At 61.9% G+C, this 18,981-nt stretch carries 15 protein-coding genes; 11 read left to right on the plus strand and 4 right to left on the minus strand.

Annotated elements, in window-relative coordinates; all coding sequences use genetic code 11:
* Nucleotides 1-16: 16 nt before the first annotated feature.
* From O3300_RS23900 to O3300_RS23910, 3 genes are all read left to right on the plus strand, one after another.
* Nucleotides 17-802, plus strand: coding sequence for a molybdopterin-binding protein (locus O3300_RS23900; protein ID WP_305054314.1), 786 nt, complete (start codon nucleotides 17-19; stop codon nucleotides 800-802).
* Between the two features lie 364 nt (nucleotides 803-1,166).
* On the plus strand, nucleotides 1,167-4,283 hold the full coding sequence (locus O3300_RS23905) for a transglycosylase domain-containing protein (protein ID WP_305054315.1): 3,117 nt from the start codon (nucleotides 1,167-1,169) through the stop codon (nucleotides 4,281-4,283).
* A 63-nt stretch (nucleotides 4,284-4,346) separates the two neighbouring features.
* Nucleotides 4,347-4,727, plus strand: coding sequence for a hypothetical protein (locus O3300_RS23910; RefSeq protein WP_289899847.1), 381 nt, complete (start codon nucleotides 4,347-4,349; stop codon nucleotides 4,725-4,727).
* On the opposite strand, the gene O3300_RS23915 is transcribed toward O3300_RS23910, so the two are convergent.
* On the minus strand, nucleotides 4,724-5,329 hold the full coding sequence (locus O3300_RS23915; protein ID WP_289899848.1) for a glutathione S-transferase family protein: 606 nt from the start codon (nucleotides 5,327-5,329) through the stop codon (nucleotides 4,724-4,726). The two genes, O3300_RS23910 and O3300_RS23915, sit on opposite strands and share 4 nt — an antisense overlap.
* 131 nt (nucleotides 5,330-5,460) lie before the next feature.
* Here O3300_RS23915 and O3300_RS23920 point away from each other — a divergent pair, with 131 nt between their 5' ends.
* Entirely contained in the window at nucleotides 5,461-6,813 is a 1,353-nt protein-coding gene (locus tag O3300_RS23920) for a TAXI family TRAP transporter solute-binding subunit (protein WP_305054316.1), read from the plus strand.
* Between the two features lie 12 nt (nucleotides 6,814-6,825).
* On the opposite strand, the gene O3300_RS23925 is transcribed toward O3300_RS23920, so the two are convergent.
* From O3300_RS23925 to O3300_RS23935, 3 genes are all read right to left on the minus strand, one after another.
* Nucleotides 6,826-7,110: a Fis family transcriptional regulator gene (locus O3300_RS23925; protein ID WP_289906350.1), complete on the minus strand. Its 285-nt coding sequence runs from the start codon at nucleotides 7,108-7,110 to the stop codon at nucleotides 6,826-6,828.
* On the minus strand, nucleotides 7,107-7,457 hold the full coding sequence (locus O3300_RS23930) for a type II toxin-antitoxin system RelE/ParE family toxin (RefSeq protein WP_305054317.1): 351 nt from the start codon (nucleotides 7,455-7,457) through the stop codon (nucleotides 7,107-7,109). Before O3300_RS23930 ends, O3300_RS23925 begins: the two co-directional genes overlap by 4 nt.
* Nucleotides 7,458-7,628: 171 nt before the next feature.
* Entirely contained in the window at nucleotides 7,629-8,090 is a 462-nt protein-coding gene (locus tag O3300_RS23935) for a rhodanese-like domain-containing protein (RefSeq protein WP_099665312.1), read from the minus strand.
* Nucleotides 8,091-8,476: 386 nt separating this feature from the next.
* Here O3300_RS23935 and glnA point away from each other — a divergent pair, with 386 nt between their 5' ends.
* From glnA to O3300_RS23970, 7 genes are all read left to right on the plus strand, one after another.
* Nucleotides 8,477-9,892, plus strand: a complete 1,416-nt coding sequence (glnA, locus tag O3300_RS23940) for a type I glutamate--ammonia ligase (protein ID WP_070219258.1) — start codon at nucleotides 8,477-8,479, stop codon at nucleotides 9,890-9,892.
* A 183-nt stretch (nucleotides 9,893-10,075) separates the two neighbouring features.
* Nucleotides 10,076-10,558: a DUF4124 domain-containing protein gene (locus O3300_RS23945; RefSeq protein ID WP_099668212.1), complete on the plus strand. Its 483-nt coding sequence runs from the start codon at nucleotides 10,076-10,078 to the stop codon at nucleotides 10,556-10,558.
* 5 nt (nucleotides 10,559-10,563) lie between these two features.
* The gene (gene glnL, locus O3300_RS23950; RefSeq protein WP_099665311.1) at nucleotides 10,564-11,652 is read left to right on the plus strand and encodes a nitrogen regulation protein NR(II); all 1,089 of its coding nucleotides are present in this window, start codon (nucleotides 10,564-10,566) and stop codon (nucleotides 11,650-11,652) included.
* 48 nt (nucleotides 11,653-11,700) lie between these two features.
* The gene (gene ntrC, locus O3300_RS23955; RefSeq protein WP_251349797.1) at nucleotides 11,701-13,188 is read left to right on the plus strand and encodes a nitrogen regulation protein NR(I); all 1,488 of its coding nucleotides are present in this window, start codon (nucleotides 11,701-11,703) and stop codon (nucleotides 13,186-13,188) included.
* A gap of 139 nt (nucleotides 13,189-13,327) precedes the next feature.
* Entirely contained in the window at nucleotides 13,328-14,293 is a 966-nt protein-coding gene (gene corA, locus O3300_RS23960) for a magnesium/cobalt transporter CorA (RefSeq protein ID WP_034760218.1), read from the plus strand.
* 134 nt (nucleotides 14,294-14,427) lie between these two features.
* Complete coding sequence (locus O3300_RS23965) at nucleotides 14,428-15,801, plus strand: GAF domain-containing sensor histidine kinase (RefSeq protein WP_099665309.1); 1,374 nt, start codon at nucleotides 14,428-14,430, stop codon at nucleotides 15,799-15,801.
* Nucleotides 15,802-16,175: 374 nt separating this feature from the next.
* The gene (locus tag O3300_RS23970; RefSeq protein WP_305054318.1) at nucleotides 16,176-18,929 is read left to right on the plus strand and encodes a TonB-dependent siderophore receptor; all 2,754 of its coding nucleotides are present in this window, start codon (nucleotides 16,176-16,178) and stop codon (nucleotides 18,927-18,929) included.
* Nucleotides 18,930-18,981 lie beyond the last annotated feature (52 nt).

Below are 18,981 nucleotides of genomic sequence, written 5' to 3' on the forward strand. Positions count from 1 at the left end.
TCTACGAGGAAGCTTCATGGCTATCGGATTGATCATCATCGGCGACGAAATCCTGTCGGGCAAGCGCACGGACCAGCATTTCCCGAAAGTGGTGCAAATGCTCAAGGCGCGGGGATTGCAGCTGAGCTGGGCGGAATACGTGGGCGACGAGCCTGCCCGCCTGGTCGCCTTGCTCAAGCGCAGCTTTGCCAGCGGCGATATCGTCTTCAGCTTTGGCGGCATCGGCGCCACGCCGGACGACCATACGCGCCAGGCGGCGGCCGATGCGCTGGGTTTGCCGCTGGTGCTGCATCCGCAGGGCAAGAAGAATATCCAGCAGCGCATCACGGAAATGGGCGTAGAGGCGGGCGCGCCGGCCGACCTGAACTCGCCGGAAAACCTGCACCGCCTGAAAATGGCGGAATTTGTCGAAGGCGCCGAGCTGATTCCGAACCCGTACAACAAGATTGCCGGCTTTGCCGTGCGCGAGCATTACTTCGTGCCCGGCTTTCCCATCATGTCCTGGCCCATGATCGAATGGGTGCTGGACACGCATTATGCGCACCTGTTTAACCAGGTGCCGCACGCGGAACATGCCTTGCTCGTGTACGAAACGGCCGAATCCCTGCTGACGCCGCTGATGGTGCGGCTGGAAGCGGAGTTTCCGTTGATTAAGGTTTTCAGCTTACCCAGCGTGGGCGACGCGCAGACGCGCCGGCATATCGAACTGGGCGTCAAGGGCGAGCCGGCGCAAGCGGCGGCCGCCTTCGCACAGATGTGCGCCGCACTCGATACCTTGCAGGCGGAATACACCACCATCTGACATGCAGCCAGCCCGGCGCCGGCGGCTTTTTTGCCGGCGTCCAGCCCGCCGTGCATCTATGTACGCAAGCGTACATTCCAAGACGTTGTTTTTTTGCGAAAATCTTCAATGAAGCAAGATTTTTGTGCGCGCTCGTCAGTCGTTTTCATGCCGATGTGGTGGAATGGTGAACAGGGGCCTTGCGTGTCAAACGCGGGGTCGCCTGCCTGTGCAGTAGCGTGTTTTTTCGATTTACCGGTATGGACATCATGTTAAGCAAGCTTTGTTGTGACCGGCCCTGGCTGGCCCTCGTCTTACCCTGCGCGGAGCGGTATCGCTGCCGCATTTCCCGCGCCGTCCAAACCCAACCTTACCCCAGCATCCCATGAAAGACACAGGCGTCAATCTGGCCGCGCAAGAGCGGCCCCCCTCTGATCCAGCTGCCGAGGCGCCGCCGCCGGCGAGCCCGCCGAAGAAGCGCCGTTCGCGCATCTGGCCCATCTTTGCCATCATCCTGCTGGCGCTGATTGCCGGCGTGGCCTGGTTCGTCATGCGCGAAGTGCGCACGTCGGCCCTGCAGGCGGAATTTTTCACGCGCCTGGACCGCCAGCTGTCGTTCAAGGTCGAACCCGGCCCCGCACCGGCGGGCGCCATCCGCTATCCGCAGCACGGCCCGTATGACGAGCGCCTCGGCTATGCCAGCTTGCCGGATTTTATTAGCAAGCTCAATGCGCGCGACTATGAAGTGACGGCGCAGGCGCGCATGTCGCCGAAGATGGTGCAACTGGTCGACCGGGGCATCTTTGCCACGTATCACGAGAAAAACCGCGCGGGCCTGAGCATCCTCGATTGCCGCGCCGCGCCCCTGTTCGCGGCCAGCTATCCCGAGCGCATGTTCGACGGCTTCGCCGAAGCGCCGCCCGCGCTCGTGCAAAGCCTGCTGTTCATCGAAAACCGCGAATTGCTCGATCCGGGTACGCCCGAGCGCAATCCGGCCGTGGAATGGGACCGCCTGAGCAAGGCGATTCTGGACAAGGCGCTGAACCTGTTCGGCGGCCACCGCGGCGGCGGCGGCAGCACGCTGGCCACGCAAATTGAAAAATACCGCCATTCGGAAGACGGCCGCACCAGTTCCATGCAGGACAAGCTGCTGCAGATGCTGTCGGCCAGCCTGCGCTCGTACCAGGATGGCGAAAATACCATGGAAGCGCGGCGCAAGATCGTCGTCAATTACCTCAATACCGTGCCGCTGTCGGCAAAGAGCGGCTTTGGCGAGGTCAACGGCATCGGCGACGGCATGTGGGTCTGGTATGGCCGTCCATTTGCCGAAGTGAAAACTTTGCTCAAAGGTAATATGGACCAGCCGGGCAGTGCGCTCGCCTACAAGCAGGCGCTGAGCCTGCTGATCGCGCAGCGCCGTCCCTCGCATTACCTGGTGGCAGGCGGCGCCGACCTGGAAGAATTGACCAACAGTCATCTGCGCCTGCTGGCGCAAGCGGGCGTGATCTCGCCGCAGCTGCGCAATGCGGCCATCGCCGAGAAGCTGCGCCCGTCGACGGCCTCGGGCGTGCAATCGGAAGCGTCGACCTCGTTCGTCACGCGCAAGGCCTCGAATGCCGTGCGCAACCACCTGGCCAGCATGCTGGGCGATCCGCGTTTGTACAACCTCGACCGTCTCGACCTGAAAGTGGTCAGCACGCTCGATGCGCAGGCGCAAAACGCCGTCACCAAGGTCTTGCGCGAGCTGCGCGACCCGGAAGTGGCGAAAGCAGCCGGCTTGACGGGCAAGGGCATGCTGGGCAATGGCGACCCCGCCAATGTGGTCTACAGTTTTACTTTGCTGCAAAAGGGCGAACAAGCCAACTTGCTGCGCGTGCAGACGGATAACTACGACCAGCCGCTCGACATCAACGAAGGCGCCAAGCTGGACCTGGGTTCCACGGCCAAGCTGCGCACTCTGGTGACGTACATGGACATCATCGACCAGTTGCACCAGCGCTACAGCGGCATGGGCGCCGCCGAGTTGGGCAAGATTGCCGTCGATCCGAAGGATATGCTGTCGCAGTGGGCAATTGCCTATCTGAAACCTTTGCCGCTGGGCGAGGCGCGCAACCTGCCCGCCATGCTGGCGGCCGCCATGGAACGCAAATATTCGGGCAACCCGGGCGAAGGCTTCTTCACGGGCGGTGGCTTGCACCATTTCGGCAACTTCTCCAAGCTCGACGACAGCCGCATCATGACGGTGCAGCAGGCGCTGCGCCAGTCGACCAACCTGGTGTTCGTGCGCCTGATGCGCGACGTGGCCCGCTATTACATGTTTTCGCGTCCCGATTCCTCGGCCTCGCTGCTGGCGGACGCGGACGATCCGCGCCGGGCCCAGTACCTGAGCCGTTTTGCCGACAAGGAAGGGCGCGAATTCCTGCACCGCTTCTACCAGAAGTACCGCGGCAAGAGCGTCGACGAGCAGGAAAAGATCCTGTTGGCCAGTATCCGCCCGACCCCCGTACGCCTGGCGAATATCTTCCGCACCATCAATCCGAAGGGCACCGTCGCCGAATTCGGCGATTTCCTCAACGCCAATTTACCGTCGCAAAACGAAGTACCGCCCGAGCGCGTGGCCAAGATGTACCAGCAGTATGCGATGGAAAACTGGTCGCTGGCCGACCGGGGATACCTTGCCAATGTGCATCCGCTGGAACTGTGGATGGTGGCGTATCTGCGCCAGCACGAAGGTTCCACCCTGTCGCAGATGGTGGCGGCCAGCGAAAAGGAACGCCAGGAAGTGTATAAATGGCTGTTCAATACGCACCGCAAGCATGCGCAGGACCGCCGCATCGCCAACTTGCTGGAAGTGGAAGGGTTCCTGGAAATCCACCGCCAGTGGAAGAAGATGGGTTACCCGTTCGATTCGCTCGTGCCGTCGTATGCGACCACCCTGGGCGCGTCGGCCGACCGTCCCGCCGCGCTGGCCGAGCTGATGGGCATCATCATCAACGATGGCGTGCGCAAACCCAGCGTGCGCATCGATTCCATGCATTTCGCCGCCAATACGCCGTACGACACCATGGTCAAGCGGGGCACGAAGGTGGAAGCGGAGCAAGTGCTGTCGCCGGACGTGGCCAAGGCAGTCGCCAAGGCCATCCGCGAAGTGGTGTCGGACGGCACGGCGAAACGGGCGAAGACGGCATTTGTCGGCGCCGACGGCGTGCCGATCCCGATGGGCGGCAAGACGGGCACGGGCGACCAGCGCTTCGACGTGTATGGCGCCGGTGGCCGCCTGATCGAGTCGCGCTATGTGAACCGTTCGGCCACGTTCGTCTTCAATATCGGCGAGCGCTTCTATGGCAGCATGACGGCGTATGTGCGCGGGCCGGAATCGAAGAACTACGATTTCACCAGCGCCTTGCCCGTGCAACTGCTGGTGTCGCTGGCGCCGAGCCTGATGCCGCTGATCGAGCCGCCTGCGCCAGCCGAGGGCGTGGCCAAGCAGTGCACGAATTAAATCGTTGCTGCATTAAAAAGCCGGCCTGAATGGGCCGGTTTTTTTATGGAGGAGAAAGAATCCATGGAAAGAACACAGCAGATCTTTGCGCAATATCACCGCTTTGACGATGGCGCGCTCGTATCATTCGAGCAAGCATATGGACCCCGGGGCGTGCAGCGCGTGCGCATCGTGTTGTACGCGAGGAATCATGAACTGGAGGGCAACATCTGGCGCAAAGTCGCCATCACGGTGGGAGAGGTGCGGGAATTGATGATGAAGACGCCGGGCAACTTCATCAACCGCATCTGCTGTGGCGTGAAGCTGCTGCGCTTTGGCGACGTGTGGTGCGTGGATGTCGACGGCACGTATGCGCACGACGACCCGGCGACCCTGGAGGAGGTGCGCCGCGATGGCGATTGCTACGTCATCGGCGGCACGGTCGAGGCAATCGAACTGGATTAACCGGCAAACACGGCCGTTTTACCTTCCAGGCGCGCGTGATACGCGGCGATGGCCGGATACTCGGGGCGCTGCATGGGCGCCATCAGCCAGCGCTTGACGGACAGGCCCAGCACGATATCCGCCAAGGTAAATTGCTCGCCGCAGACGAAGGCGCCTGTGCGCTGCAACTGCTGTTCCAGCACGCCCATCATCTTGTTCCATCCGGCAATACCTGCCGCCAGCTGGGCCGCATCCTGGTGTGCCGGGCTGTGGCGCACCAGCGACATGAAGGCGTAGCGCCAGCTATTGTTGAGGTCGCCCATTTGCCAGTCCATCCATTTTTCCACTTCCGCGCGGGCACGCGGATTACTCGGCAGCAAGTCGTCGCGGCCCGCCTGCGCGCACAGGTAGCGGCATATCGTATTCGATTCCCACAGCACCAGGTCGCCATCGAGCAGCACGGGCACCATGGCGTTCGGGTTCAGGGCCAGGAAGGCCGGGTCGTCCGTGGCGCGAAAGCCGCTGCCCCAGTCTTCGCGTTCGTACGGCAGGTCGAGTTCCTCGCACGTCCACAAGACTTTGCGGACATTGATCGAGGCGGCTTTTCCAAGAATTTTCAGCATGCAGGGCTCCGAAGGGCGAATGAGTGATCTGCCACTGTAGCGGAAATGACCACGCCGCGCATGTGAAAGTGCCTTGCATAGTTGCGCTTTTCTTGGCATCGTAGCCACCCATGAAACCTATGCGCCACCACATGTCCAAAATCCTCGCGTTCAGCCGCTTTTCCGTGCGCGATTTCCTCGCCACCGCCGGTCCCACCTTGCTGCTGGTCGGCGCGTTTTGCGCGCTCGCTTACTGGCTGGTCGACCCGGCGCCGCCGCGCAAGGTAACCCTGTCGACAGGGCAGGACAATAGCGCGTACGAAGAGTTCGGCAAGAAGTACGCGGCCACCCTGGCCAGGCACGGCATCAAGGTGACCTTGCAGCCGTCGCTGGGCTCGCAGGAAAACCTGCAGCGCTTGAACGCGGGCAAGACCGATATCGCCTTCGTGCAAAGTGGCTCGACGGAACACGACGATGCCGAGCGCCACGGCCTCATTTCCCTGGGCAGCCTGTTTACGGAACCCGTCTGGCTGTTCATGCGCGACGACAAGGCCGTGACGGAGCTGACGCAATTGAAGGGCATGAAGATCAACCTGGGGCCGGAAGGCACGGGCGTGCCCGGCCTGTTCCGGCAGTTGCTGTCCGTGAATGGCGTGGAAGCCAAGGAGTTGACGGTGAGCGACTTGCAGAACACGCCCGCCACGGTGGAACTGCTGGAAGGGCGCATCGACGGTCTCGTGTTCAGCTCGGCGCCGGAAGCGCCGCTGATCCAGATGCTGCTGCAAACGCCGGGCATCAAGCTGTTTGATTTTTCGCAAGCGGAAGCGTACACGCGGCGCCTGCCTTTCCTCACGCATGTCGTTTTGCCGCGTGGCATCGTCGACCTGGGGCAAAACATTCCCGCGCAGGATTATCACCTGATCGCGCCGACGGCCACCCTGGTCGCGCGCGAAGACTTGCATCCGGCCCTGGTCGACCTGTTCGTGCAGGCGGCGGCCGGCATCCATGGCGGCACGGGCTGGTTCCAGCAGCAGGGGCAGTTCCCGTCCGCGCGCTACACGGAAATTCCCGTGGCGCCGGAAGCGTTGAAATTCTACAAGGATGGCGCGCCCGTGTTGCAGCGTTACATGAGTTTCTGGCTGGCTAATTTCTTTGACCGCATGTGGGTGCTGGTGGTAGCGCTGGGCGCCCTGATCCTGCCCCTGTCGCGCGTCGTGCCGCCGCTGTACGTGTGGCGCATCCGTTCGCGCGTGTACCGCTGGTATGGCCAGCTGCGCACGGTGGAGCAGGCGCTGGAAGACGTGCCGGAAGACCGGCGCGCGCACGTGTATGCGGAACAATTGAAACGGCTCGACCAGATCGAGGAAATGGTCAACCAGATATCGATACCCCTGTCGTTTGCCGATGGCCTGTATGGCTTGCGCAGCCACATCAATTTCGTGCGCAAGCGCATATTGACCCTGATGGGCGAGCACCCGGCCGCGGAGGCGGGCGAGCCGGCCTGAGCGCTTAACCGCTTAAACGAGGGTGATCGACAGCTTGCGCCCGAGCAGCGCGGCGGCCCGCTCCAGGGTGGAGAGCGTCACGTCGCTGCCGGGATCGAGCAGGCGGTCGAGTTGCGAACGGCTCGTCTGCAGCAGCGCCGCCATGCGCGTCTTCGACAGCGATTGTTCCTGCATCGCCTGCGTCAGTTGCCAGGCGATCACTTCCTTGATGGCGCGGGTTTGCGTTTGCTCAAAGATGCCTTCTTCCTTGAGGAAGTCGTCGAGACTGCTGCCGAGGTGGGGAGCGGTGGCGTTCATGTCAATTCCTTGTGGCGTTTGCGGGCCAGCGCCAGGTCGTCGTCCGGCGTGGCGCGGGTTTTCTTGATAAAGCCGTGCAGCGCCACCAGGCAATCGCCGTGATGGCAGATCAGCACGCGCGCGATGCGGTTGCCGGGCAAGCTGCTGCGCACCTCCGACAAGCCCTGCCCCAGGTGGCGGCACAAGGGCATGCCCACGGGCCAGCGCCATTGCGCATGCATCAAGTCTTGCCCGATCACATGACGTTCTTCGACGGGCAAGGATTTGAGCCAGTCGCGCACGGGTTCGCCGCCATTGCCGTTCGCATAGAACCGCAGGGTAATCTGCCGCAAGCCGGAAGCATCCATGACGCACCTCTACGTTGTACTATATAAGGTACATACTCGCAAGGTAAATCTGCGCCGCTCTTGAGAAAAGCGGGCGCGCATGGATGGTTGTAGCCGATGGCGGGCCGCATGGTGGCCCGCCAGATCAAACACTGTTCAGATAATTCGGCAGCCAGCGTCAAGCGGCCAGCGTCAGGCGCCCAGCCACGGCAAGCCCGCCTTGCACCAGCCGCCGATCTGCTTGCGGTGGCCGTCGGCGTCCTTGTCGCCTTCAAAACCTTCGAGGATGTCGAAGCAGTTGATATAGCCGTGTTCGGTCGCCAGCTTGGCCGCATGGCGCGAACGCACGCCGGAGCGGCACAGGAACAGCAGTACCTCGTCCTTGCCGGCCTGGGCCGCCAGCTGCGCGAGGAAGTCGGGATTCGGCACGCCGCCCGGGTAGGTGGCCCACTGCACCGCACCATGCTGGGTATCGGCGATGTCGACGCGGCCCACCCAGTCGCGCTCGGCAGTCGTGCGCACATCGATGAGCTTGACGGCGGCATCGCCTTGCAGCAAGTCATACGCTTCCTGCGGCGTGACGGCGCCGGCATACGGCGTACCTTCATTGGCCCGGCTGCGGGCGGTGGTCAGGATGTCGGCGGCGGTGGTCATGGCGTCCTCGATGAAAGTGGGCAGGTGTGTGTACGATTATAGTGCGCCGTCCGCGCCCCGCAAACGGGAATCCGTGGTGCACGGCGCATGCACCACAAGGAGGCATTTTTCGGTAATTCGCACAAAATGCACGATAATGGTGCGTTATTCGTTTTTTGCACTTGCTTAGTGCATTCTTGATTTGACGCAAACGCGTGTCAAAATCGCGGGCAGGAAAACTTTCACTGGGATGGCAGCAATTTTGTTGCCGGCACCAGGGGGCTCCGGGAGCTGGCATGGAATCTGCTATGATCCTTATGAGTTTTGGTGGCACGCAATGTTTGCTTCGCTTCATCAGCCCAGACGCACTAAGGTCGGCTCACCCCACATTCATTTAGGAGATACGCATGGCAATGACAGCCGCAGAAGTCTTGAAGATGGTAGAAGAAAACGAAGTCAAATTCGTTGATTTCCGCTTTGCCGATACCCGTGGTAAAGAGCAGCACGTGACGGTTCCCGTGTCGCACTTCGACATGGACAAATTCGAGTCGGGCCACGCCTTTGACGGTTCTTCGATCGCTGGCTGGAAAGGCATTGAAGCGTCCGACATGATCTTGCTGCCGGATCCAAACACGGCCAATATCGACCCGTTCATGGAAGAAACGACCCTGTTCATGCAGTGTGACGTGATCGAACCGTCGGACGGCAAGGGCTACGACCGCGACCCGCGCTCGATCGCGAAACGCGCCGAAGCCTACCTGAAATCGTCGGGCATGGGCGACACCGCCTACTTCGGCCCTGAGCCGGAATTCTTCATCTTCGACAGCGTGCGCTGGAAGATCGACATGTCGGGCTGCTTCGTCAAGATCGGTTCGGACGAAGGTTCGTGGTCGACCGGCAAGGACATCGAAGGCGGCAACAGCGGCCACCGTCCTACCGTCAAGGGCGGCTATTTCCCAGTACCACCAGTGGACAGCTTCCAGGACATGCGTTCGGAAATGTGCCTGATCCTGGAATCGCTGGGCATCCCGGTTGAGGTACATCATCACGAAGTGGCCGGCGCCGGTCAAAATGAAATCGGCACCAAGTTCTCGACCCTGGTCGAGCGCGCCGACTGGACGCAAAACCTGAAATACGTGGTGTGGAACGTGGCGCACAGCTATGGCAAGACCGCCACCTTCATGCCGAAACCTATCGTTGGCGACAACGGTTCGGGCATGCACGTGCATCAATCCGTATGGAAAGATGGCAAAAACCTGTTCGCTGGCGACGGCTATGCCGGCCTGTCCGATTTCGCCCTGTACTACATCGGCGGCATCATCAAGCACGCCAAGGCACTGAACGCGATCACGAATCCGGGCACCAACTCGTACAAGCGTCTGGTACCAGGCTACGAAGCGCCAGTGAAACTGGCATACTCGGCGAAAAACCGTTCCGCCTCGATCCGTATTCCGCACGTGGCCAATCCAAAAGGCCGCCGCGTCGAAGCGCGCTTCCCGGATCCACTGGCGAACCCGTACCTGTGCTTCGCCGCACTGCTGATGGCCGGCCTGGACGGCGTTGCCAACAAGATCCATCCGGGCGAAGCCGCCTCGAAAGATCTGTACCATCTGCCGCCGGAAGAAGATGCACTGATCCCGACCGTGTGCGCTTCGCTGGAAGAAGCACTGGAAGCCCTGGACAAGGACCGCGAGTTCCTGACCCGTGGCGGCGTGTTCAGCGATTCCATGATCGACGCTTACCTGGAACTGAAAATGCAGGACGTACAGCGCATGCGCATGACCACGCATCCTGCCGAGTTCGACATGTACTACTCGCTGTAATGGCGCCACGCCGGCAATGTGCCGGTAGTGAATAAAAAACGCGGGTGAGGCGATGGTCTTGCCCGCGTTTTTTTATGCAAGGCGCCAAGGCGGTGACAGTGCGGTGTTGTATAGTCGGCCCAGGAACGATGCGGCACGAGCCGACAGGAGTGAAGATTGACCAAGCATTACAGAATGGCGCTGATGGCAGGATTGCTGGGCGCGGCGGCACAGGCGCACGGGCAGCTGTATGTGTGCGCCGATGCGCAAGGACACAAGACATACACGGACAGGAGTGCTGGCAAACATTGCCAGTTGCTCGATTTGCCGGGCGCCATGACGGAGCCGCCACGCAGGACGGCGCCGCTGGCCGGTGCGCCTGTCAGGCCCGCCCTGCAGGCGGCGGCCACGGCGGCGCCTGCCGCCGGCGCGTTTCCCAAGGTCGATGGCGCGGAGCAGCGCGCGCGCGACCTGGACCGGCGCCAGATCCTGCAGGACGAGTTGCGCAGCGAAGAGCAGAAACTGGCGGCGCAGCGCCTGGAATTTAACGGCGGCCAGCCCGAGCGCCAGGGCAATGAGCGTAACTACGCGAAATATCAGGAAAGAGTGGCGCAGTTGAAGGACAACATTAGCCGGACACAGCAAAACGTCGAGGCCCTGAAACGCGAGATCGCGAATATCCGGTAAAGCACATGACACTAGACAACCATTCCAGCCGTCCCGCCCACCTGGCCGGCCTTGATTTGCTGGCCTCGGCCGTGATCCTGCTCGATGGCGACGGCCGCATCAGCTACGCCAACGCGGCGGCGGAAAACCTGCTGGAAAGCTCCTTGAAGGCCCTGTCGCGGCAAAAGCTGACGGCGCTGTTCCTCAATCCCGAGGAGCTGGCCGGCATTTGCGCGCAGGCGCTCGAACACAAGTTTTCCGACTTGCGCCAGGACCTGAGCCTGGAGCGCCTGGGGCGCGAGCCGCTGCGCGTGCACAGCATCGTCAGCGCGCTCGACGCGCCGAGCGACGGCGTGCTGATCGAGCTGCGCGAGAACGTGCAGCAGTTAAAGCTCGACCGCGAGGAGCGCATCCTCGACCAGAGCCAGGTCAACAAGGAGCTGATCCGCAACCTGGCGCATGAAATCAAGAACCCGCTGGGCGGCATCCGCGGCGCGGCCCAGCTGCTGGAACTGGAATTGCCGGCCCTGCACCTGAGCGAACTGCGCGAATACACGCAAGTCATCATCAAGGAAGCGGACCGCCTGCAAACCCTGGTCGACCGCCTGCTGGCGCCGCACCGCCGTCCGCACATCGTGGGCGACGTGAATATCCACGAAGTGTGCGAAAGGGTCCGCAGCCTGATCCTGGCCGAATTCCCCAGCGGCCTGACCATTGCGCGCGATTACGACGCTTCGATCCCCGAGTTTCGCGGCGACAAGGAGCAATTGATACAGACCGTGCTCAACATCGCGCACAACGCGGCGCAGGCGCTGGCCGAGCGCATCGAGGCGGGCGATGCGGAGCTGATTTTCAAGACGCGCGTGGCGCGCCAGGTGACCCTGGCCAAGGTCCGTTACGGCCTGGCATTAGACTTGCATATCATTGACAATGGACCGGGCATCGCACCCCAGATCCGCGACCGGATTTTCTACCCGCTGGTGTCGGGCAGGGAAGGCGGCAGCGGACTGGGACTGACCTTGGCGCAAACCTTCGTGCAACAGCACCTGGGCGTGATCGAGTGCGAAAGCCGGCCTGGATACACCGATTTCAGGATCGTTCTACCCTTGCCATAAGCGAGGAGGTATCCCACCCATGAAATCCATTGCGGGACGCACACACTAATGAAGCCAATCTGGATAGTTGACGACGACGAATCAATCCGCTGGGTGCTGGAAAAAGCCCTGGCGCGGGAAAATCTCGCCACCAAGAGTTTTGCCAATGCGCGCGACGCCATCGCCGCACTGGAATTTGACACGCCGCAAGTGCTCGTGTCCGATATCCGCATGCCGGGCGCCTCCGGCCTGGAATTGTTGCAGACGGTCAAGTCGCGCTTTCCTGGCTTGCCTGTCATCATCATCACGGCCTTTTCCGACCTCGATTCGGCCGTCGCAGCCTTCCAGGGCGGCGCCTTCGAATACCTGGCCAAGCCTTTCGACATCGACAAGGCAGTCGAGCTGATCCGCCGCGCGCTGGAAGAAAGCCTGCGCGAGACGAGCGTCGAGTCGGGTCCGTCGGAAACGCCGGAAATCCTCGGCCAGGCGCCGGCCATGCAGGAAGTCTTCCGCGCCATCGGCCGCCTGTCGCAATCGAACGTGACGGTGCTCATCACGGGCGAATCCGGTTCCGGCAAGGAACTGGTGGCGCGCGCGCTGCACAAGCACAGCCCGCGCGCAGCGCAGCCTTTCATTGCCCTCAACACGGCGGCGATCCCGAAGGATTTGCTGGAATCGGAACTGTTCGGCCATGAACGGGGGGCGTTTACGGGCGCCCAGACGACGCGCCGGGGCCGCTTCGAGCAAGCGGAGAACGGCACCCTGTTCCTCGACGAGATCGGCGACATGCCGTTCGACCTGCAGACTCGCCTCCTGCGCGTGTTGTCCGACGGGCATTTCTACCGCGTCGGCGGCCACCAGCCCATGAAGGCGAACGTGCGCGTGATTACGGCCACGCACCAGAACCTGGAACAGCGCGTGCGCGACGGCCTGTTCCGCGAAGACTTGTATCACCGGCTGAACGTGATCCGTTTGCGCCTGCCCAGTTTGCGGGAGCGGCGCGAAGATATCCCCATCCTGGTGCGCCACTTCCTGGTGCAAAGCGCACGCCAGCTGGGCGTGGAAGCCAAACGCATGAGCGAGCCGACGATGCAGTTCCTCAGCAGCCTCGATTTGCCCGGCAATGTGCGCCAGCTGGAAAACCTGTGCAACTGGATCACCGTGATGGCGCCGGGCCAGACGGTGGAAATCAAGGATTTGCCGCTGGAATTGACGCAGGGGCAGGGCGATGGCGCGGCCACGGCGGCGGGCGAGCCTGCGCCGGCGGCCGTTGCCCATGTGCATGGCGGCCAGGTCTTCGAGGCGGCCGCGCCCGCCAACGGCGCGCCGCCGGGCTGGATCGGTTTGCTGGAATTGCAGGCGGCCGGCATGCTGGGCGCGGGGCAGCAGGAAGTCATGGCCGTGCTGGGACGCCAGTTCGAGTCGGCCCTGATCAAGACGGCGCTCAAGCATACGCACGGGCGCAAGAACGACGCCGCCGTGCGCCTGGGCATCGGCCGCAACACCATCACCCGCAAGATCTCGGAACTGGGCATCGACGGCGCCAAGGACGATTGACGCAGGTCAGGACGGGGGCTCCCCCGTCCGCTTTTCCACGCGGCGTCCTTCGCACGCCACAACACGCACTGCAGGCGATAAGGTAAGCTGGCGCCTGCCGGACTGTTTCGTCCGGTGTTAACTTGAACTGTGGAATAGCATGCTCATAAACTGCGTGGCCTACCAGGATGGCAAAAAACTGGCCGACTTGCCGATCGACGATATCAGCGATTACGTCGAGCGCCCCGATTGTTTCGTCTGGGTCGCCCTGCTCGACGCCACGCCGGACGAGCTGAAACAGATGCAGCACGAGTTTTGCCTGCACGAACTGGCGGTGGAAGACGCGCAGCGGGGCCACCAGCGCCCGAAGATCGAGGAATATGGCGATTCCCTGTTTGCCGTCGTGAAAACCGTGGAAATGGTCGAGAATGAACTGGTGCTGGGCGAAGTCGACATTTTCGTGGGCGCCAATTACGTGCTTTCGTCGCGCAGCAACAGCTCGCAAGGTTTCCTCGGCGTGCGCGCGCGGGCCGAGCGCGAACCGCATCTGCTGCGCCAGGGCTCGGCCTTCGTGCTGTACGCGCTGATGGACGCCGTCGTCGACCGTTACTTTCCCGTCCTCGACGCGCTGGAATCGGAGCTGGAACTGATCGAGGACCGCATCTTCGACCGTGGCACCGAGCGCGACAATATCGAACGGCTGTATCAATTGAAGCGCAAGGTCATGGTCTTGCGCCACGTGGTGGCTCCCCTGATGGAAGCGGTGGGCAAGCTGCACGGCGGGCGCGTGCCGCCCCTGTGCCACGATACCCAGGAGTATTTCCGCGACGTGCACGACCACCTGGCGCGCATCAATGGCACGCTCGACACCATCCGCGACACCATCAGCACGGCGATCCAGGTGAATCTGTCGATGGTGGCCATCGACGAGAGCGAAGTGAACAAGCAGCTGGCGGCCTGGGCGGCCATCTTCGCCGTGTTTACGGCGTTTGCCGGTATCTGGGGCATGAACTTCAAGTTCATGCCTGAGCTGGACTGGCACTATGGCTATCCGGCCGCCGTGGCAGTGATGAGCTGTGTCTGCGGTTATATGTATTACTTGTTCAAGCGTTCCGGCTGGCTGTAAAAAATTCCTGTGTATCTGTATTATTAAGCAATAGCCAGGGGTACAATCGCGGCAGGTCCGCTGGGGCGGGCCATGGCTGAGAGTCGCCGCGCCGGCAGGTGTGCCTGCGCTTCCGGTGCCGTGCAGGAGCATTCATGAGTATTCCGTTGTTTGATGTGAATTCGCAAGAACCCCTGTTCGATGCCGAGCAGCGGCGCACCCTGGCGGAAGCGGCCCTGCGCTCGATTACCGCCTCGACGGCGCACGCCCGGGGCGACGACTTCCTGCGCATCCTCGTCAAGGACCTGGCCGAAGCGCTCGACGTGCACTATGTGATCGCCGGACGCCTGGTGCGCCTGGAAGATGGCAGCGAAGGCATCCGCACCCTCGCCCTGTGGGGCGGCGACGGTTACCAGCCGAATATCGAATACAGCCTGCAGCACACGCCATGCCAGGACGTGACGTGCCAGAGCATGTGTTTTCATGGCAGCGATATCCAGCGTCGCTTTCCATTCGATACCCTCCTCGTCGACATGCAGGCGGAAAGCTATGTCGGCATGCCGCTGATCGACACCGATGGCAAGACGCTGGGCATCCTGTCGGCCATCGACACGCGGCCCATCGATGAAAACAAGCGCTTGCTGGCGCTGCTGCTGCTGTCGATCTTCTCGGCCCGCGGCGCGGCCGAGCTGCAGCACCAGGAGCGCACCCAGCAGCTGGAAGAAATCGTGCGCGTGCGCACCGAATCGCTGCTGGCGGCGCAGGCCAACCTGATCGAGCAAGAGCAGATGGCGGCCCTCGGCTCGCTGGTGGCCGGTGTCTCGCATGAAGTCAACACGCCCATCGGCGTGGCGCTGACGGCCGCGTCGAGCATGGGCAGCTATGCCGACCAGCTGGTGCAGCTGCTGGGCGGCGCCAAGGTCAGCCGTGCCGAACTGATCGACATTGCCGAGTCGCTCAAGGGAGCGGCCGCCTTGATCGAGCGCAACCTGGCGCGCGCCGCCGACCTGATCGGCAATTTCAAGCAACTGGCCGTGGACCAGGTCAGCGAATACGTGGCCGACCTGGCGCTGCACGACTATGTGCACGGCCTGGTGTCGGCCCACAGTCCGGAATTGCGCAAGGCGGCGCTGGGCGTGGAACTCGATATCGCCCCCGATTGCCAGGTGCGCCTGGCGGCCGGCAAGCTGTCGCAAATCCTCTCGAACCTGCTGATGAACAGCGCCCGCCATGGCTATCCGCAGGGCGGGCCGGGGCGCATCACGATACGCGCGCGCATCGAGGAGGATGACACCGACGCGGCTGCGCGCTGGCTGCTGCTCGATTTTTCCGACGACGGCATCGGCCTGGCGCCGGCCGTGCGCGAACACATGTTCGAACCGTTCTTCACCACCAAGCGGGGCCAGGGCGGCTCCGGCCTGGGCATGCACATCGTCTACACCATCGTGCAGCAATTGGGCGGCCAGGTGTGCGCCATCGACAGCACGCCCGGCTGTCATATACAGATCAGGCTGCCGCTGGCCAGCTGACCACGGCTGCTCTGTACGCTATCTTTGGGTGGCATGCCTGCCTGACTTCTATTTTTTTCACAATGTTGTATGTATGCCATACGCGACGTGAGTTCTGTTGACACCAAGAATATCCCCGTGATTCTATGTAGTTGTCTAGCTAACTTTCAGTTGGCTGGCCTCGGCTGTTGTACCGACATCGTGGTTCGCCTTCCCTCATGCGGGAGCGGGGCTGGCACACTGTCGAACGTGCGGTGCAGGAAGAGTGCCTTTAGGAGAGTGGATGCAGTCCGGATAGCAGCTTTGTTGCTTACATAATGCAAAAATGAAAAGGGTTCGTCATGCTTAAAGAAACCGTCATCTCCCGTGCCGTTCGCATTGTCTGTGCCGGTGGCATGGCAGCGGCTTTGTCCGTTGCCTCGCAGTCTGCGGTGGCGCAAGATACGCAGATACAGCGCGTGGAAGTCACCGGCTCGTCGATCAAGCGCATCGCCGCCGAAGGTGCCTTGCCCGTCACCGTGTTGACCGCCGAAGCCATCCGCACCTCGGGCGCCACTTCGGTCACCGACCTGGTCAAGAAACTCTCTTCCGCCCAGGGCGCCACCAGCGAAAGTTCCTCGGTCGGCGGCAGCACCTTCGGTTTCTCCGGTATTTCTGTGCATAACGTGGGTGAGACGCGTACGCTCGTCTTGCTGAACGGCAAGCGCCTGGCCCAGTTCGGCGGTCAGACCCTGACTGGCTTTGCCGCCGGTTTCGACTTGAACTCGATCCCGATTTCCGCCATTCAGCGGGTTGAACTGCTGACCGACGGCGCGTCCGCCCTGTACGGCGCCGACGCCATTGCCGGCGTGGTCAACTTCATTACCAAGCACGACACGACGGAAGGCGACGTCTCCATCGGCTATTCGGCGCCAAAGAACGGTGCGCGTGAGAAACGTATCAGTGCCACCAAGGGCTTCGGCAACCTGGAAGACGATGGCTACAACGTTGTGCTGACCTTTGGCCACGATGAACGCGACAAGTTGACCTCGGTCGACCGCTCGTTCGCCAACACGGGCAAGGTGCAATTCTCGGCCAACGGCAAACGCTATCAGAAGCAGCAGTTTTCGGTCAGCCCGATTCCCGCCAACGCCGTTGATGACAATGGTCAGTTGATCAGTCCCTATCAAAAGCTCAACGGCTCCTGCCCCGCCAAGACTTTCCGCGTGCTTGAACCGTATGCGGACCCGGATGGCACCCCGCGCTTGAATGACTACTGCGGTTATGATTTTGTTAAGGATCTGGAGATCTATCCGGAACGCAAACGCGACAATTTCATGGCGTCCGGTACCTTCAAAGTCGCCGGTCACGAAGTGTATGCCGACGTACTCTTGTCGCGCACCAAGCAGACCTCGCGTATCGCCCCCGTGCCGGGCGAGATTTCCATCGATAAGGGAACGCCGCTGCATGACAAGTATTTGTTGCCGATCGGTATTACCGGTGACAGCGTGGCGGCCTATCGCCTGTTCGACATGGGACAGCGCACCTCGAAGGATACGGCCGACTTCGCCAGTGTGGTGGTGGGCACGCGCGGCGTGGCCGCCGGCTGGGATTACAATGCCTCCTACAACTTCTCGGAAAGCCGCGTAAAAGGCAGTATTTCCGGTTATCCTGGCGCGATTGCCGTCGGCAACCTGACATCGAGCGGTTTACTCGATCCCTTCGTCGGTCCGGGCAAGCAATCGGCTGCGGCGCAGGAAGCCATCAAGGCGGCCGCCTTCACCGGCTACTGGGATGGCGGCACGTCGCGCCTGCAAACCATCAATTTGAATGGTTCGACGGAAATACGACGCTTGCCGGGCGGCGCCATGATGCTGGGCGTGGGCGCCAACATCAATCGCGAGGAATTCTCTTCCAAACCGAGCCCGTTTGCACAGGGCATCCTGGCCGACCCAGTGAAGGGCACCCTGTGCGGCGGCGCGGCGGGACTGGAGTGCGACCAGCGTTTCGGCGATGCCGCCAGCAGCAAGCCGTACAGCGCCAGTCGCACGTCGAAGGGCGTGTTCAGCGAAATTATCGCGCCGGTGCTGAAGGAACTGGAACTGGGCGCGGCCCTGCGTTTCGATGAATTCTCGGACTTCGGCGGCGCCACCACGGCCAAGGCCAGCTTCAAGTGGACGCCGGCACCCACCTTGCTGATCCGCGGCTCCGTTGGCAATGGTTTCCATGCGCCGACAGTGCCACAAGTCAACGCCTTGCAGCGCGGCTATGGCGTTACCAGCGACAAGTACACGTGTACGCCGGCCCTGCAAGCGATTGCCACGCGCCTCAATGCCCAATGCCAGCCAGGCAACCACCAGTACGATCAGTTGGCCGGCGGCAACCGCAACTTGCAGCCAGAGAAGTCGAAACAGGCCACCCTGGGCTTCCGCTACGAGCCGATCAGCGCCATTACCCTGGGCGCCGACCTGTGGCATGTACAGATCCGCGATTCCTTCGGCCAGTTGACCGAGCAGCTGGTGTTCGCCAATCCCGCGGCATATCCGAAATCGTGGGGCGTGAATACGGACGTCGGTACGGGCAAGACCTACCTGGCCTTCCTGGCCGATAACCAGAACTTGGGCAAATCGTTCGCCACCGGCGTCGATATCGATATCAGCGCCCGTTACCGCTCGGGTATCGGCCTGTTTACCTCGCAGTTGAACGCGACGCAGATGTTGCGCGAGGATATACAGCTGGAACGCGGTGGTCAGTATTATTCTGCGCTGGGTAACTATGCCGAACTGGGCACCGTGACTTTCCGCACGCGCGGCCAGTGGACGAACACCCTGAAAACGGGCAACTGGGCCAATTCGCTGACGGTCAACTTCCTGTCCGGCTACAAGGATCAGAAAACGACGGTCGACGTGATCGACGCTTCCGGCGCCGTGACGGGCCAGGAAGATATCCGGATGCGGGTCGGGTTCTATTCGACGCTTGACTGGCAGACGGTCTGGACTCCCAGCAAGAGCTGGGTTTTCACCGCAGGCGTGCTGAACCTGACCGACAAGAGCCCCCCGTTCGTGCCATCGACGTCCGGCGCGAACCGCGGCCAGCAATTCGGCTATGACGACCGCTACTATGATCCGCGCGGCCGTACTGGCTACCTGAATGCCTCGTACAAGTTTTAATCGTCAGGTACAGGTATAAAAAAACCGGCACATGGTGCCGGTTTTTTTTCGT

It is taken from the genome of Janthinobacterium sp. SUN206 (genome assembly GCF_030587305.1).
GTDB lineage: Bacteria > Pseudomonadota > Gammaproteobacteria > Burkholderiales > Burkholderiaceae_D > Janthinobacterium > Janthinobacterium kumbetense.